Source organism: Okeania sp. (genome assembly GCF_035285525.1).
In the GTDB taxonomy this organism is placed as follows: domain Bacteria; phylum Cyanobacteriota; class Cyanobacteriia; order Cyanobacteriales; family Microcoleaceae; genus Trichodesmium.
Genome location: NZ_JAYKGW010000170.1, coordinates 1 through 15,987, shown reverse-complemented (window position 1 = coordinate 15,987; position 15,987 = coordinate 1). Strand labels below are relative to the sequence as shown.

The following is a 15,987-nucleotide window of genomic DNA, read 5'->3' as shown; positions in this document are numbered from 1 at the left end:
AACTTACACTATTAATTTAACTATGAAAAATTAATGTTGGGTTTCGTTCCTCAACTTAACTTACAGCATTAATTTAACTATGAAAAATTAATGTTGGGTTTCGTTCCTCAACTTAACCTACACTATTAATTTAACTATGAAAAATTAATGTGGGATTTCGTTCCTCAACTAACTTACAGCATTAATTTAACTATGAAAAATTAATTTTGGCTTTGGTTCCTCAACTTAACCTACACTATTAATTTAACTATGAAAAATTAATGTTGGGTTTCGTTCCTCAACTTAACCTACAATATTAATTTAACTATGAAAAAATTAATGTGGGCTTTGGTTCCTCAACTAACTTACAGCATTAATTTAACTATGAAAAATTAATGTTGGCTTTGGTTCCTCAACTAACTTACAGCATTAATTTAACTATGAAAAATTAATGTTGGGTTTCGTTCCTCAACTTAACCTACACTATTAATTTAACTATGAAAAATTAATGTTGGGTTTCGTTCCTCAACCCAACCTACACTATTAATTTAACTATGAAAAAATTAATGTGGGCTTTGGTTCCTCAACTAACTTACAGCATTAATTTAACTATGAAAAATTAATGTTGGGTTTCGTTCCTCAACTTAACCTACACTATTAATTTAACTATGAAAAACGAAAATTTACAAGTCGAAAAATTAGATAATCTTGACAATCAAAAAATTCCACCTCAACTTAATTTATTCACCATATTTAGATTAGGTTTCTTTCAAATGGGATTGGGAATAATGTCAGTTTTAACTCTCGGAGTTTTAAACCGAATAATGATTGCTGAATTAAAAATACCAGCTACAATTGTAGCAGTAACTTTATCATTATATCAATTTATGGCTCCAGCCAGAGTTTGGTTTGGGCAAATGTCTGACGTTAAACCTTTATTTGGTCAACACCGCACTGGTTATATGTGGATAGGTACAGTTTTATTTACGGTGACTGCTTTTTTTGCGGTGCAAGTTATGTGGCAGGTTGGTGATAGTTTAACAGCGAATGGTTGGAGTAATCCGACTTATTTTTGGATTGGAATTTTGGGTTTAATGTTTATCATTTACGGTCTAGCTTTAAGTGCAAGTTCGACACCTTTTGCTGCTTTATTAGTAGATATTTCTGATGAAAATAATCGCTCGAAAATTGTTGGTATTGTCTGGTCAATGTTGATGGTGGGAATTATTATTGGGGCGATTACCAGTAGTATTTTATTGAAACAAGTTGGTGTAGAAGCACCGTTAGAAACTGTGAAAGCATCTGTTAATAGTTTGTTTATTAAAGTACCAACAATTGTGTTGATTTTTGCTTTTATTGCTACTGTGGGAGTTGAACAAAAATACTCTCGTTATCGTACTCGTTCAACTATTGCTAATCGGGAAGATAAAATTACTTTAGCAACAACTTTCAAGGTTTTAAGAGCGAATCGACAAACTGGTTTATTTTTTACATTTTTATTTGTTCTAATTATTAGTTTATTTATGCAGGATGCAGTTTTAGAACCTTATGCTGGGGAGATATTTTCGATGCCAATTTCTGAATCTACTAGATTGAATGCTGTTTCGGGAATGGGAACTTTATTGGGATTAGGTACAACGGGATTTTTAGTAGTACCAAGATTAGGTAAGAAAAATTCTTTAAAAGTTGGATGTATAGCTACAGCAATTAGTTTTATGTTGATAGTTATGTCTGGGTTTACTGGGGAAGCTTCTTTATTTAAAACTGCTTTATTTTTATATGGTTTAGCTGCTGGTTTAACTACTACTGCTTCTCTCAGTTTAATGTTAGATTTAACTGTGGCAGAAACAGCAGGAACTTTTATTGGTGCTTGGGGATTAGCACAAGCAATGGCAAGAGGTTTATCTACAGTTATTGGGGGTGCAACTTTAGATTTAGGTCGGCTTTTGTTTGATATTTCTATGTTGGCTTATGGATTAGTTTTTGTATTAGCAGGAATAGGAATGATCGGGTCAATTTTTCTGTTAAATAGAGTCAATGTTCGAGAATTTAAAGATAATGCAAATGTGGCGATCGCTACTATTTTAGAAGGAGAATTAGATTAGGAAAATTAAGATAGGGAAGAGGGAATAAGGAGTAGTAGAAAATTTGAATAATATCTAATATTGCTACTTTATTCAAAATTTATTCTTTATTCCTTTGCTTTTGGGTTTGGAGACCAAACCTATAGGATAAAATATTAGAACTTATTTAGGATTGCTATATAATTAATTTTCAATATTAAAGAACCTACTAGACTGACACAACTAAAACTGTGGATGAGGGCGGGTTTATGTAAATATTAGAGTAACCATTAAAATTCTAGCTAAAACCCGCCCCTACTATTGCATTATTTAAGGCGTGTCACGCCACTACCTAAAGTAAAAATATGTCAACTATGCCAACAAATACTAATAGTAAATCCCAAATAACTAATGAACAAAAAGAAGCTGCTGAAGCTGAAATTAGGGAAAAGCAAAAAGCTGTTAATTATTGAACAACAGAATATCCAGTAGAAGTTCTGGTTCAGAAGTATATCGAAGGAAGAGAAGACGATACTAATGAATTATTTATACCTGATTATCAAAGAGAGATGATTTGGGATGAAGAAAGACAGTCAAAATTTATTGAATCTGTATTTTTAGGATTACCAATACCTCCAATATTTATTGCTGATATTAACGATCGAGACAATGAAGAGGATGAAGGTCGTTTAGAGATTATTGATGGAACTCAACGTACTCGTACCTTAACTAGATTTATTAAAAATGAGCTAAAACTATCTGAATTAAAAAAGTTAACTAAGCTTAATAATTTTAAATTTGAAGATTTACCTCTTCCTCGTCAGAGACGCTTTAACAGAGCTACTGTTAGGATAATTGAATTAACAGAAAAAGCAAATGAGGAAACACGACGAGATATTTTTGAAAGAATTAATACAGGTAGTGTTCAGTTAAATGAAATGGAGAAACGCAGAGGTATATTACCTGGAAAAGTTACTGATTTAGTAGAGGAGTTATCAAAATTATCAACATTTATAGAACTTTGTTATTTTTCTGAAACTGCTATTAATAAACGTGAACCTCAAGAATATGTTTTACGTTTTTTTGCTTTCTTAAATAATTATCAAAATTTTCAAATTACACTAGGAATAAATGATTTTCTTAATGAATATTTGCATAATGTTAATCAAGATAAAAAAATAAATTTAAAGGAAATGAAAAATGAATTTCAAGCAATGATAAGTTTTGCGAGAAAGCATTTTCCTAATGGTTTTCGCTCAGGTAAAAATTTAGATAAAACAACAACTAGAATTAAATTTGAGTCTCTTTCTGTAGGTATTGCTCTTGCTTTAAGAGAAAAAAATAATCTTCATTATCAAGGAGATGATTTACTCAATACAAAGAAATTTAAAGACTACACAAAGAGCGATGGAAGTACTTCCAATGTTAAAGTAGTGCGACGAATTGAATATGTCAGGGATAAACTATTAGGTAAATAATTAATGGCAAACATATCATTTGTATTTGAAGATTTTAATAAGCTTTCTAAAGAAGTTAGTGAATATTTGACTTTTATTGATAATTTACAGAAAGGAAAAATAAGATTTATCGCAGAAAATCAAGGAAATAATAAACCTAAAAAAATCACTAAGGAGTGAGAAGATACCTTGAACGCAAGTGCTTATTTGTTAATTTACAATTTAATAGAATCTACTATGAGAAATGCTATTGAATCAATATTTAGTGAGCTACAAAATCAAGGAATTTCCTTTGATAATCTTAGACCTGAATTACAGAAAATTGTGCTTCGGAACTTGAACCATAAAAATTCTGACAAAGTTTGTCAAAAAATTGTAGATATATCAATAGATATTATTACTGTTGGATTTGATAAAGAAAAACTATTTTCTGGAAATATTGATGTTAAAAAGATTAAAAAAATAGCTCAAGAATATGGATTTTCTCCAAAAACAAAAATTGATAGTAGCGATATATTGAAAGTCAAGGATAATAGAAATGAGTTAGCGCATGGTATGAGAACTTTTGGGGAAGTAGGAAAAGAAATAACTGCTGACAAACTGATGGAAATTAAAAATAAAGTAGTAGAATATTTAAGACAAATTTTAGAGAATATTGAAATATATTTAGATAATAAAGAATATTTAGATTCTTCTACAAATACTCCCTAATATTATCAAAAACAACAAATGTTTTTTACAAATGGTAGGGAAGTTCCATGGAACATCCCTACATCTGATTAAATTTAAAACTATTAACTAATAACTGATAACTGATAACTGTATTTACTCCTTCCAACGACCAGAACGAAGACACGCTATATATAAGTGTCTTTGCGTAAGTCCTAATAATAAAGAATATTTAGACTCATCTACAAATAATCCCTAATATTATTAATAAAACAAATGGTAGGGAAGTTCCATGGAACATCCCTACATCTGATTAAATTTAAAACTGTTAACTATTAACTAATAACTGATAACTGATAACTGTATTTACTCCTTCCAACGACCAGAACGAAGAATACTAATAACTAACCATAACCCCAGAAAACTAGCCGTAGTAAATAAAGCTTCACTTAACACAGATAACTGACTACTTTGAGAACCCGCAGTCACAATAGCAGCACCAATAATTAACGAACCAACAACCACACTAAAAGATAATCTATTAGCTGATTTATCTACACTCCGACCCAAAAATTCAATATCTTTTATAGTTAAATTCCACTTCAATGTTTCGGAAGTAAGTCTATCTAAAAATAAGTCTAACTGACGAGGAGAACCTAAAGATAAATTCTTCACATCAATAGCTGTTCTTAATAAAGTTTGTACCGGATCGTCTCCTAATAATTGTCGGCGAAATAAATCAGTCATTAATGGTTTAATCTCATCTAAAAGATTAATTTGGGGATAAAAACTCCGAGCAACTCCTTCTAAATTTCCTAAAGTTTTGGAATATAAACCTAAATTACTGGGCAATTTAATTTTATTGTTACGACACAGTTCTAAAATGTCATAAAATACCTCAGAAAAGTTAAGTTCAGACAAGCTGAGATTATAATATTTTCGCAGCATTTTGCTATAATCATTTTCCAATTTAGCTAAATTGGAAAGTTGAGAAACTTCTGCTATTTCTAAAGTTAAATGGGCACACCTTTGAGCATCTAAATCAACTATTGCTAATAATAATTCCGTTAAATTTTCTTGAGTCCGAGGATCGAGACGACCTACCATTCCACAGTCTAAAAGAGCAATTCTCCCATCTTCCAAATAAAAGATATTGCCTGGATGGGGGTCAGCATGAAAAAAACCATTAATATAAAATTGCTGGAAAAAAGCACGACATAATAATGTAGAAAGTGCTTGCTTTTCTGCATTTATATCGCCATTATAATTAGTACCTTTAACTGTTGCTGATAAAATTGGTTTACCGTTTAACCATTCTAGAACTAAAAGCTTCGGAGTAGTGAACTCCCAATATACTTTTGGAACCATAATTTGTTTTGAATCAAACCATTTGCTTGTAGATAAATTCCGACTTAATTCATCAGTATAACCAGCTTCTTTAGTAAAATTTAATTCTGCTTGTAAAGCATCACCAAATTCTTCAGCCAAAGACACAATATCATAACTTTTACCAAATTCTGTAAATGATACTAACTCACCTAAACTTTTCAGTAAAGCAATATCTTTATTAATTATTCTATCAATACCCGGACGTTGAACTTTGAGAGCTACTTCGGTACCATCTTTTAAAGTAGCTTTATAAGTTTGAGCGATGGAACCTGCGGCAACACATTTAGTATTTATGTTGCTAAATACTTCTTCTAAAGGTTGAGAAAGTTGTTGACGAATTAACATTTCTACTTCAGACCAAGGTATTGGTGGTACGTCGGCTTGCAAGGTTGATAGAGTATCAATATAATCTGCTGGTAATATGTCTGGACGGGTACTCAATAGCTGACCAAGCTTTATATATACTGGGCCTAAATCTACAAAAATGTTCCGTAAAACTGCTGGTGTTGGTAAGTCTGGTTCACCAGTTTTGCCTCCTGTGAGAAGAGTTTTCATGTAGTCCCAGCCGTTGCGGAGGACAATTTCGACTATTTCTGCTTGACGAGAGTTAGTTACTGCAAGACTAGATAGCATTTGGCTTCCCTTTTAGATTAAATCTGGTTGAATACTTAATTATTATAGTTGGAAAGGTGGGAAGTGTGAGGAGTTTTAAAAAGGTATGTTTTTGAGAATTATGCTCTTACATTTAGAATTGTTGTATCTGTAATTAATTTCAGCAATTAACAATGAAAAATTAATAATTAATAATTAGCCATTCTTAAAAGAAGGGGATTGACTAAAAGGAATTTTTTTTATTTATCCCCTTAAAAGGGGAGGCTTCAAGGCGCGAATTTTGGAATTAATAATTATTGACTATAAATTCTTGATTATTAACTATTAATTATTAATTGTTTGGTAAGCATTTCCTCTGGAATGCTGTGCAAACAGCCGTCAGCTATTTTTTTTTCTTTAGTTACATAATAAAAGCTTTTTTTTAGTACAATAAATATAGCATATAATATCAAGTCGGAATCAGTAAAGATTCAGCTATTAGCTGTCAGTCATCAGGAATAAAAATCTCAATTTCAACAAAGATATTTAAAGGAATAAAGAAAGTGAGAACTGAATTTTGTAGTCAGATAAAATTTCTGATTTATCGGGAACCGTATTATCAAGCTTTTTTATCAAAATAAAATCAATAGCTGAGTGCTAAATGCTTACCGGGATAATATGCTTTATTTAACTGATATTACTAGATTTAGCACTATTTATTAAAGAGCTGATAGCTGATGGTTGACTGCTGAATGCTTACTAATTAATTAAATAATTGCTTTTAATTTTGAGACAGCTTCATTAAGTTTCTTGATGCCTATTTTTGTTTGGTCAACTCCTTCTGTAATTTGTAATGAGCCTCGATTTAAAGTATCTATATTATTTGTTACTTGTTGAGTAGCATTTGCCTGTTGTTTAGAGTTTAAAGCAATTTGTTGACTATTATTAACTATTTCCTCCATTGATTGTGCAACATCCACAAAAATTTGTGCCATACTTTCACTAATTTGAGTTATTTGTTCTGCATATTTTGTTCCTTCTTCTGTGACTAATACAGTAGAATTAATTGCTGTTTGAATATCTCTAACTAAAATACTTATATGGTCTGCTGATTTTTTACTTTCGTCTGCTAGTTTACGAATTTCTCCAGCAACTACAGAAAAACCTTTACCTTCTGCTCCAGAATGAATAGCTTCTATGGTAGCATTGAGAGCTAAAATATTAGTTTGATTAGCAAGAGAACTAACAACATTAGAAACATTACCAATTTGATGATTTTGTTGACTTAAGTGGAGAATTTGCTGAGAAATAGCTTCTACTTTATCTTTTAAAGTTGTCATAGCTATAGATGTTTTTTGAATACTATTAGTACCTTCTTCTACTAAAGATAATGCTGATTTTGCCCCTGTTAATGCTGATTTTGCTTGATTGGCTGATTGTTGAGATGAAATATTTAATTCTTCCATGGCAATAGTTGTTTTTTGTACTGATACAGATTGTTGATTGACAACTTTCTCTTGTTCATCAATTGTAGAGAGAACTTGATTAGAAAAAGATGCCACAAAAGTTGTTGTATCTAATGCTGAAACAACTATTTTTCTTAAAATTAAAATCCCACTTGTGACTACTATAATCATCGAAACAATTGTCATAAGGATTACCAATATTACTAAAACTTTAACTGATAAAAATATGGTTTTATATGGTGTTTGATATACCAAAGTAAAAGGAAATAAATTGGTATCTTGGTTAGGAAAAATTGTATAATAACTCAACAAGTAATTTTGGCGATTTTGGGTGACTTTTTTAATTAATCCTTGATTTCTAGAAAGAACTTGATTGGTCACTTCTGAAGAATAGTCTTGTTGCAGGGTTATATTATTACCTAGTTCAAAACCCCAGGTTTTATCTGGTTCTGGATGCAGAATATAATATCCTTCTTCATTAACCACAAAAAATTGTTGTTTTAATTGCTCCTCTAATTCTTTATCTACAGCAAGTTTTAAAATATTTTCAATCAGAATGCTAGCCACTATAACTCCTTTCTTAATACCTTTTTGATCGTAAATAGTAACACCATAAATAATCACAGGTTTATAAGGTTCTTCTATAATTCCATTTTTTCGAGAAAGAGATATTTTTGATACATAGAGTTCCCCTGGCTGCAAGTTTAGTATTTCTTGTAATTGATTTTGATTTGCTTGACTTTGAAGTTGATTTTCAGCTAATTTAATAATTTGATTACCTTGACGATTAACTCTTACTAATTCATTACCATTTTCATCTAAATAAGTAATATTATCATAATAAGAGTTTGACTCTATAAAATAAGCAAATATCAAATTTAAACGATTAACCCAATTTTGATAACTAGAATTATCTAAGGGATCGGTACCATTATTATTTCTAGCTCTAATAATTCCTTGAATAGGAGGAGTATTACTTAAATACATAATGTCCGATCTGAGGTTCTCTAAAAACAGATTAATAGTTTCTGCACTATCTTCCCCCTTTGATTTCATTTGTTGAGAAACTAAATTTCTCAAGACATTACTTGAGGAAATAGTGCTGTATAGTGTCACAGCACCTACAGGTAATAAAATTCCTGATATTAATAATAAGATTAAGTTATTCTGAAATTTACTCCCAAAAAAATATTTCATAATTAATTAGCCTTTAATTTCAAAAATAAGATTTTTGATTTTAGTGAGTATTATTGTAATCTATTTTGTAAGCAATCAGCTATTGGTTTTAGTTGCATAATAAAAGCTTTGTTTAAACCTGAGTCGTAAGTATTCAGCTATTAGCAATAAAAACCTCAATCTTCAGGGAATTATACAATTAATTTTCCATAAGCACTTAAACTTTAAAACTGCCTTTTTTTTAATAAATTTATTCTTTAAAAATAGGCTTTTTTACTAAAATTAAATTCACCAAAAAAAGAGGTATAAAGCTTCCCCTTTTAAGGGGATAAAAAAAATAAATTTCATTATTTAAAGCCTCTGGATTTCCTGAGAAAATACTTACCCTTATTCTTAAGAGCAGAACCTAAAGTGTATCAAATTAAATCTTACTAAATAAAGTCGAAAAGTTCCCTATATATTTGGTCTTATATCATGTCCGGTTGAACAGTTATAAATAAATAACTAACCCACCCCTAACCCCTCCCAAGAGGGGAATTCAGGAGTTAACCAAACCCTACCCCTTCCAGGAAGGGAAGTCAGGAGGGAAGAAAGAAGAAGAGGAGAAGAAAGAGAAAGTTTTTTCTAATTATCCAGACATGATATTATTGCTGAAAGCCGATCGCTAATCCCTAAATACTTACTGCCTAAATTAATATAAATAATCAAAATAGACTTATAAAATTGATCTATGTCAGAAATCTCTCAAACAACAAAACCTATTCAAAAAATTCTATTTTGCAGTCCTGGTACAGGCAAAAGTTATAAAGTACGAGAAATAGCAAATAATTCCTTACAAATTAAATGGAATGAGCAAACAAAATCCCTAGAAAATACAATTAAAACTGTCTTTCATCCTGAGTATACATATTCATATTTTATAGGAAAACTATTGCCACAAACTACGGCAGGTGGTTCTGTTATTTATAAATTTTATCCCGGTCATTTTCTGCAAGTATTGGGGTTGGCATATAAATATTTAATAGATGGTAGTAGCCAAAATGTACTTTTCGTAATTGATGAATTAAATAGAGGAAATGCTGCTGCTATTTTCGTTCCGATTTTTCAATTGTTAGACCGAGAAATAGATAATTGGTCAACTTATGATGTAAATTTATCAGAGTTAGAAATAGTCCCTTTGTTACGAGCAATGAGATATGATGCTCAAACAGCTGATAAGAATATACAGGTGGATGGAAGTAATTTTGATGTGTTTTGTCAGATGACTAAAATGAAGTTAGAAATGAATGATAATTTAGATGGTTTACGAGTATTATAAAATTTGACCAGTCACAGAATTTCTATTCCTAGAAATTTGTCAATTATGGCGACGATTAATACTTCGGATGAGTCTATATATTATTTGGATAGTGCTTTTAAAAGAAGGTGGGATTGGGAATATGTGGATGTACCTGGTTATGGCAGAGAAAAAATTAAGGATATTTTGATAGAAAGTAGGGAGGAAAAATGGTTGGATTTTGTGAATAAGCTCAATGATTTTATTAAGGTTAATCATCAAGTAATTCGGCGGATTGAAGATAAACAAATTGGTGTTTGGTTTTTGAAACCAGAGAATAATCAAGTTACTAAAGAATCCATAGAAAATAAGTTAATGTTTTATTTGTGGGATAGTGTATTTTCTAGAGATAGAAGACCTTTAGAAAGTTTATTGTCGAAAGGTGATCGCCAAAGTATTAAGTTAATTACTTATTCTGATTTTGTGGCTTTATCAGATGATTTTATTGATGGAATTATTTCTTGTGAATGGTTAACTTTTTGAATTCAAAAGTCATGCATTCAAAATTCAAAAGTTAGAAAAATAAGTCATGCATTCAAAATTTAAAATTCAAAAGTTAGAAAAATAAGTCATGCATTCAAAATTTAAAAGTTAGAGTTTGTTTTTGTCACGGGGATTTAAGTAAGGGCGAATGCCATTCACCCTTACCCTATATTGTGGTTTTGCGTAAGTTCTGATAGTTAATTATTAATTATTAATTATTAATTATTAATTATCAAACTACTCCCTTAAGAAAAATAAAGGATCACTTTTATTCTCGGCAAACCCCAAAATGCCGCGATCGCAATGTTTATACAACAAATTTCCCTGATGATCAAATAGAAAAGTTCCACCTCTTTGAGTCAAATAAGCAGCATTAGGTACATAAGTTGACCAGTTACTCAAAACTTGAGTCATATTTCTTAATCTCAATGTTGCTAGCTCAAAAGGACGTTGAAAACCTTTTCCACCTGCTAAATTAAAAAATGAACCTTTCAGGGGTGGTAGAGGTTTAGCATGAATGACTTCATTATCACCGATTAGTTGAGGTGCTTTTTGATCTCCCGTATAACCTCTCAGCACTTCTGCTAAAGTACCCGGACTACCAATACCCGCACACATGAACATTAAATTTAAGAAAGCATTTTGACCTTTATTTAATAAGGGAAATTTCCAGGTTAATCCCTGATATAATTCTAATTCTCGATGTAATTTAGCATCTGGATCGACAAATAATGATTCAGCAGGAAACCCAGTATATTCACAAAATTTCTTACCAGAAGCATGATTACCAATAGCGATCGCTCGTATTGTCACTCCTAATTTTTGTAAATTTGCTGATTTTCGTTGTAACCACCAAGCATATTCCAGATTGTCAAAATCGCCTAATTGTGACCAAATTATGATCAAAAGACGATTCACATTTTCACAACCACTGAGAATAGGTACAACTTGGCGATCGCTAACTCTTAGACGTTGACTTTGTTTGAGAATTTGATATATATTCATTATTCAGTTATAGCGCTAGGGAATAGGGAACAGGGAACAGGGAACAGTAGACTATCAAAAGATTTCAGGACTTATAAATATCCGCGCCCTTTGTGTAGAGTCCACTGTATAAGTTTCACGACTTAGGAAACATAAGAAAATACAAACCACTTGTGTATGATCAGGACTTACGCAGAAACTGGGTCTATCGACAAAATCTCGTGATTTGAACTGAACCCAGAAACCCGGTTTCTCCCAGAAACCGGGTTTCTTTGCGTAAGTCCTAATTATATCATGTCTGGATAATCAGCGATAGAACTCCGTTCTGCTGACGCTATCAAAAAACTTTTTCCTTTTCAACCTTTCTTTTCCTTCTGTCCTCTGTCTTCCCTACTTCACCCCTAATCCTGGTAAATCATTGGGCAATAACCGCCCTTTTTCCATCACTGCACCCGTAAACGGATCGTCAATTAAATTCAGATGACTATCCAAATCTAAATAATCTGCAAATGGCGCAAGTTGTGCTGCTGCTGTATTCGCCAAACAACTGTCAGAATAACAACCAAACATTACTTGCAAACCACAAGCTTTCGCTACATAAACCATTCGCATCGCTTCCGTTAATCCCCCTGACTTCATCAACTTAATATTAATACCATGTACTCGATCTGCTAACGGAGGAATATCCTGAGCAGTAAAACAACTTTCATCGACAAAAATAGGTAGTGGCGATCGCTCATAAAGATGAGGTAAATCTGTCATTGCCGAAACAGCAGCTAATGGTTGTTCCACATAAACAACCCCTACTGTTGCCAACCAATCACACATTTTCACCCCATCCTCCAGACTCCAACCCCCATTTGCATCCACATATAACAAAGTATCTGGAGGTGCTGCCTCTTTCACCGCCATCAACATTGCCTGATCTGCTTCCACACCTTCCGAACTTCCTAATTTTAGTTTCAACACTCGCACATCAATAAATTCTAACCAGTTTCGTACCCTTTGTTGAGCAACTTCCGGGGTACTGATACCGATAGTGACAGAAATAGGAACAATGCGATGGCGTTCCAGTCCCCAAAGTCGCCATAAAGGCAAACCTACTTTTTTTCCTACCCAGTCATGCAAAGCAATATCGATAGCTGCTCTTGCTGCTGATGGTATTTGTGATTCCGTTAAGAGTTGCTCTATTTGTTGTCTATCGAGAGGACTAAACTTTTCTAGAGCAGGAGTAATTTGTTGTAAAGCTTGCTGTATAATTGTGGTTGGTTGTGTTTTTTCTCCTGTTGAAAAAGGAGAAGCTTCTCCCCAACCTTCGATATTTTCGTGTTGTATTTTGACCAAAATATTTGTAGTTTGAGCAGTAGTTCCCCGACTAATTTTTAAAGGAAATCTTTTATGAACTGTAAATGTTTGAATGTCAATTTGCATGATATGATTAAGTACCAATGTCAATCTACTTACTTCTTCTCTCAGACGTAGGGAAGTTGCATACAACCTCCCTACGATTTATAACAAATATTTATCAATTTTGTATTATGGAATATTACCAAAAATTTTGCCAAATAATTTTAAATTTCTGCTTAATTACAATTATTTTACTTTTCCCCAATAATGCAGTAGCAGAAACCCTATCTGACAGAGTTGCTAATTTTCCTAACTGGGAAAATAAACCATCAATTAGTCTTGCTAAAGGAGATTTAATTTATCCAGACTGGATGGCAGGAAATTGGAATGTGAGAAGCACTTTAATAGAAATGGTTGCTCCATTAGCTCCCAAAATTGTCACCCCAGGTTTTGAAAATAATCGTCAATATTTGGATAAACCTGTGAATTTTCAAGTTAGATTTATTCATCTTAAATCAAAGTTGAATAACCCAGAAATATCGAAACAAAAATTAATAAATTTTCCCACATTTTGGTTGCCCCTAACTAATAGAAATAAAACTCAAAAATCAGACTTACCCCCAGAAGGAGTTATGGCTGATCGAGAATTTAATGGGTTGAATATTGGCAAAGCATTATTAGGTGATGATGCAATTTTAGCGGTGAAAGTTGACCAAGATAATCCTAATCGTCAGACAACTATTTTGGCAGAAAATTTAGAATTAGTTTCCGTTATTACCAGTCGAGGTAGCCAACAATTAAATCCAGATAATTTTATTAGTTCAGAAATAACTCAACAGGTATTTCAAAGTGAGACAATGATTTACTTAAATGAGGTAGAAACAACAACAGATTATCATCATATTATTGATGAAAAACGAGGCGAAATAATTGAAGCAAATCAGATAACTGCTATTTATTTATCTCCTCGAGATCCCGATTATTTTTCAGTAGTTAATCGCCCCGTAGCATTGTATCGTTATCAGTTAGAATTATTGAGGGAATAAATGTAGTTCAGTAGGGTGTGTTTCCGCGCTTGAGCGGACATGAAAAGCGGAGCGTAACGCACCGAAATATTGGGAATAACTACAAACTACTCTAAAATTGTGGATTAGGAGCGAGCAACCTAGAAGACCTCTCCCCCAACCCCTCTCCTGCGAGGAGAGGGGAGAAATCCCCCCAACGCTAGCAGGGAAGGGGGTTGGGGGGTTAGGTTTTTTCATCCACATTTTCAAGTTTGACGCGCCACTACTAAACTAATAACTGGCAACTAAAAACTGATAACTGATAAAGGAATACCCGGTACTAATGTTGGGTTTCGTTCCTCAACCCAACCTACGCCTCCCACACGGACCACACGGACCACACGGACCACACGGACCACCCGGACCACACTCTCTACTAGCTCTCTCCCTGACAAACCCAAGCTCCCCAAAAATAGGGATGAGCTAATGGTTGACTGTCAATTTTCAGATTATTTCCTAACATTAATTCAGCTAAAATATCCTGACCTAATTTACTTTTTTGTAACTCTCCAACGGTGACATTAATGATATATTTCTGCGCTTTTTTCAATGCTTCCGCCGGACCAATACCTGCTTTTAAATAATCTAAAAATTGCTCCATTAATAACATAGTTGCTAATGTTGGTACGCTCCACAAACTCATTATTAATGTTTTACTGCCAGCTACCGCAAATGCACGACGCAACCCGAAAACTCCTTCTCCCGTTTGCACGTCTCCTAACCCGCTTTGACAGGCAATTAAAATCGTGAGTTCTGTTTGCCAGAGGTCAATTCCCGCAATGTCTTGAGCAAATACCATGGTTGGGAATTTTTCCGGTAGTTGGCCTCCAGACAACCAGGTATTTGCTCCTGTCAAAGCGATCGCCGAACGCATCATCGGGTTTTCGACTTTTGCTTGAAGGCGGTTTGGTTGGAAAGTTTCAAATTCCATGTTATTAACTGGGGGTTTTGCTGAAGTGGTGTTTATCTGTCGTTTCACCAGAGAATATATTGCTCCCAACTTTTCTCTGGTTTCACGATCAATATCTTCGTCGTTTTGCAATGCTTCAATATATTTCAGAAACTCCTCATCAACGAAACCATAATTTTTTGCTAATATTTCTGCTTGTTTTTCCTGGGAGCATTTTAGCAACTCTATCAACAAACGCCTATATTCTTCGCCTCTCTGGGAGTAATAACCGTGGGTAGCAACTATCAGCAGTTTGGGAGATTTACATTTGAGGAGGCGATCGCCTGTTGCCTTATTTTGCAAGAAAGGTTTGACTCCTAACTTTTGACCTGCATTTTCCGCAAAATCAGCGGTTGCCTTCACTCGCTCGAATCTTACACCTGCCAGAGTACCGAACACTTGACTAACATTAAGACTAGAAACAGCCACATTTGACTCTGGTTTTTGATTATCTGCATCGTGCTGAGGCCAATCAAAATTAGGATCGGCGATAATTAATGGTTCGTTTGCCATACCCTTGGTTTTGATGCGACGGCGTAATAAATCTCGCCCGACGCTGACATAACTAATGTTGTACCTATCCTGCAATTTTGTGTCATCATCCTCTGGCAATATCTGAAATGGCACCAAGTTTAAGTCCCCATCGGGAGCTATTACTAAATGACTGCAACCTGCTAATTTATCCCGCAACTTATCAAAAACTGCCTCTCGAAGTTGCTTACCCGGTTCGGAGTCATAGACATAATGTTTTGCGGGTGTTTCAGTAGATTCAGGTTCATCACCCCACATATTCAAACTTGCTCTCATCTTAGCCCCCCTTTCAAAGGGGGGTTGGGGGGATTCATCAGTTACCCAGGAATATTGGTGTGGATATGCTACTGTTTTGATATCCCCCCCTAGCCCCCCCTTCGTAAGGGGGGGAACTGTGAACAGAGTTAGAGTTAGACTTAGACTGAGGTCTAAACTCCCTTTCCATCTTAGCCTCCCTTTCCATCTTAGCCCCCCCTTCCATCTTAGCCTCCCCTTCCATCTTA

12 protein-coding genes are annotated in these 15,987 nt (G+C 33.5%); 7 read left to right on the top strand and 5 right to left on the bottom strand.

Going from position 1 to position 15,987, the window contains the following annotated elements:
- Positions 1-647: 647 nt before the first annotated feature.
- The 4 genes from VKJ25_RS16255 to VKJ25_RS16240 all read left to right on the top strand — a co-directional run bounded on the left by VKJ25_RS16255 (position 648) and on the right by VKJ25_RS16240 (position 4,210).
- On the top strand, positions 648-2,084 hold the full coding sequence (locus tag VKJ25_RS16255; RefSeq protein ID WP_324237682.1) for a BCD family MFS transporter: 1,437 nt from the start codon (positions 648-650) through the stop codon (positions 2,082-2,084).
- Between the two features lie 455 nt (positions 2,085-2,539).
- Positions 2,540-3,520: a DUF262 domain-containing protein gene (locus VKJ25_RS16250; RefSeq protein WP_324237683.1), complete on the top strand. Its 981-nt coding sequence runs from the start codon at positions 2,540-2,542 to the stop codon at positions 3,518-3,520.
- A 3-nt stretch (positions 3,521-3,523) separates the two neighbouring features.
- Positions 3,524-3,679 carry a hypothetical protein gene (locus VKJ25_RS16245; protein ID WP_324237681.1) on the top strand — a complete coding sequence of 52 codons (156 nt, stop codon included), beginning with the start codon at positions 3,524-3,526 and terminating at the stop codon, positions 3,677-3,679.
- A gap of 9 nt (positions 3,680-3,688) precedes the next feature.
- On the top strand, positions 3,689-4,210 hold the full coding sequence (locus VKJ25_RS16240) for an MAE_28990/MAE_18760 family HEPN-like nuclease (RefSeq protein ID WP_324237680.1): 522 nt from the start codon (positions 3,689-3,691) through the stop codon (positions 4,208-4,210).
- 324 nt (positions 4,211-4,534) lie between these two features.
- Here the strand turns inward: VKJ25_RS16240 and VKJ25_RS16235 are convergent, their stop codons facing one another.
- The gene (locus tag VKJ25_RS16235) at positions 4,535-6,190 is read right to left on the bottom strand and encodes an ABC1 kinase family protein (protein WP_324237679.1); all 1,656 of its coding nucleotides are present in this window, start codon (positions 6,188-6,190) and stop codon (positions 4,535-4,537) included.
- Positions 6,191-6,915: 725 nt separating this feature from the next.
- A complete protein-coding gene (locus tag VKJ25_RS16230; RefSeq protein ID WP_324237678.1) occupies positions 6,916-8,811 on the bottom strand; it encodes a methyl-accepting chemotaxis protein in 1,896 nt (631 codons plus the stop codon).
- A gap of 709 nt (positions 8,812-9,520) precedes the next feature.
- Here VKJ25_RS16230 and VKJ25_RS16225 point away from each other — a divergent pair.
- Both VKJ25_RS16225 and VKJ25_RS16220 read left to right on the top strand, forming a co-directional pair.
- Positions 9,521-10,108, top strand: coding sequence for a hypothetical protein (locus VKJ25_RS16225; protein WP_324237677.1), 588 nt, complete (start codon positions 9,521-9,523; stop codon positions 10,106-10,108).
- A 3-nt stretch (positions 10,109-10,111) separates the two neighbouring features.
- A complete protein-coding gene (locus tag VKJ25_RS16220; RefSeq protein WP_324237676.1) occupies positions 10,112-10,609 on the top strand; it encodes a hypothetical protein in 498 nt (165 codons plus the stop codon).
- A 237-nt stretch (positions 10,610-10,846) separates the two neighbouring features.
- Here the strand turns inward: VKJ25_RS16220 and VKJ25_RS16215 are convergent, their stop codons facing one another.
- Positions 10,847-11,614 (bottom strand): peroxiredoxin-like family protein, encoded by a 768-nt coding sequence (locus VKJ25_RS16215; protein ID WP_324237675.1) that lies wholly within the window; start codon positions 11,612-11,614, stop codon positions 10,847-10,849.
- 369 nt (positions 11,615-11,983) lie between these two features.
- Positions 11,984-13,024 carry a dipeptide epimerase gene (locus VKJ25_RS16210; RefSeq protein WP_324237674.1) on the bottom strand — a complete coding sequence of 347 codons (1,041 nt, stop codon included), beginning with the start codon at positions 13,022-13,024 and terminating at the stop codon, positions 11,984-11,986.
- A gap of 107 nt (positions 13,025-13,131) precedes the next feature.
- On the opposite strand from VKJ25_RS16210, the gene VKJ25_RS16205 reads away from it, so the two are divergent.
- Complete coding sequence (locus tag VKJ25_RS16205) at positions 13,132-13,986, top strand: DUF6816 family protein (protein ID WP_324237673.1); 855 nt, start codon at positions 13,132-13,134, stop codon at positions 13,984-13,986.
- A gap of 394 nt (positions 13,987-14,380) precedes the next feature.
- Here the strand turns inward: VKJ25_RS16205 and VKJ25_RS16200 are convergent, their stop codons facing one another.
- On the bottom strand, positions 14,381-15,760 hold the full coding sequence (locus VKJ25_RS16200) for a CHAT domain-containing protein (RefSeq protein ID WP_324237672.1): 1,380 nt from the start codon (positions 15,758-15,760) through the stop codon (positions 14,381-14,383).
- Positions 15,761-15,987: the final 227 nt, after the last annotated feature.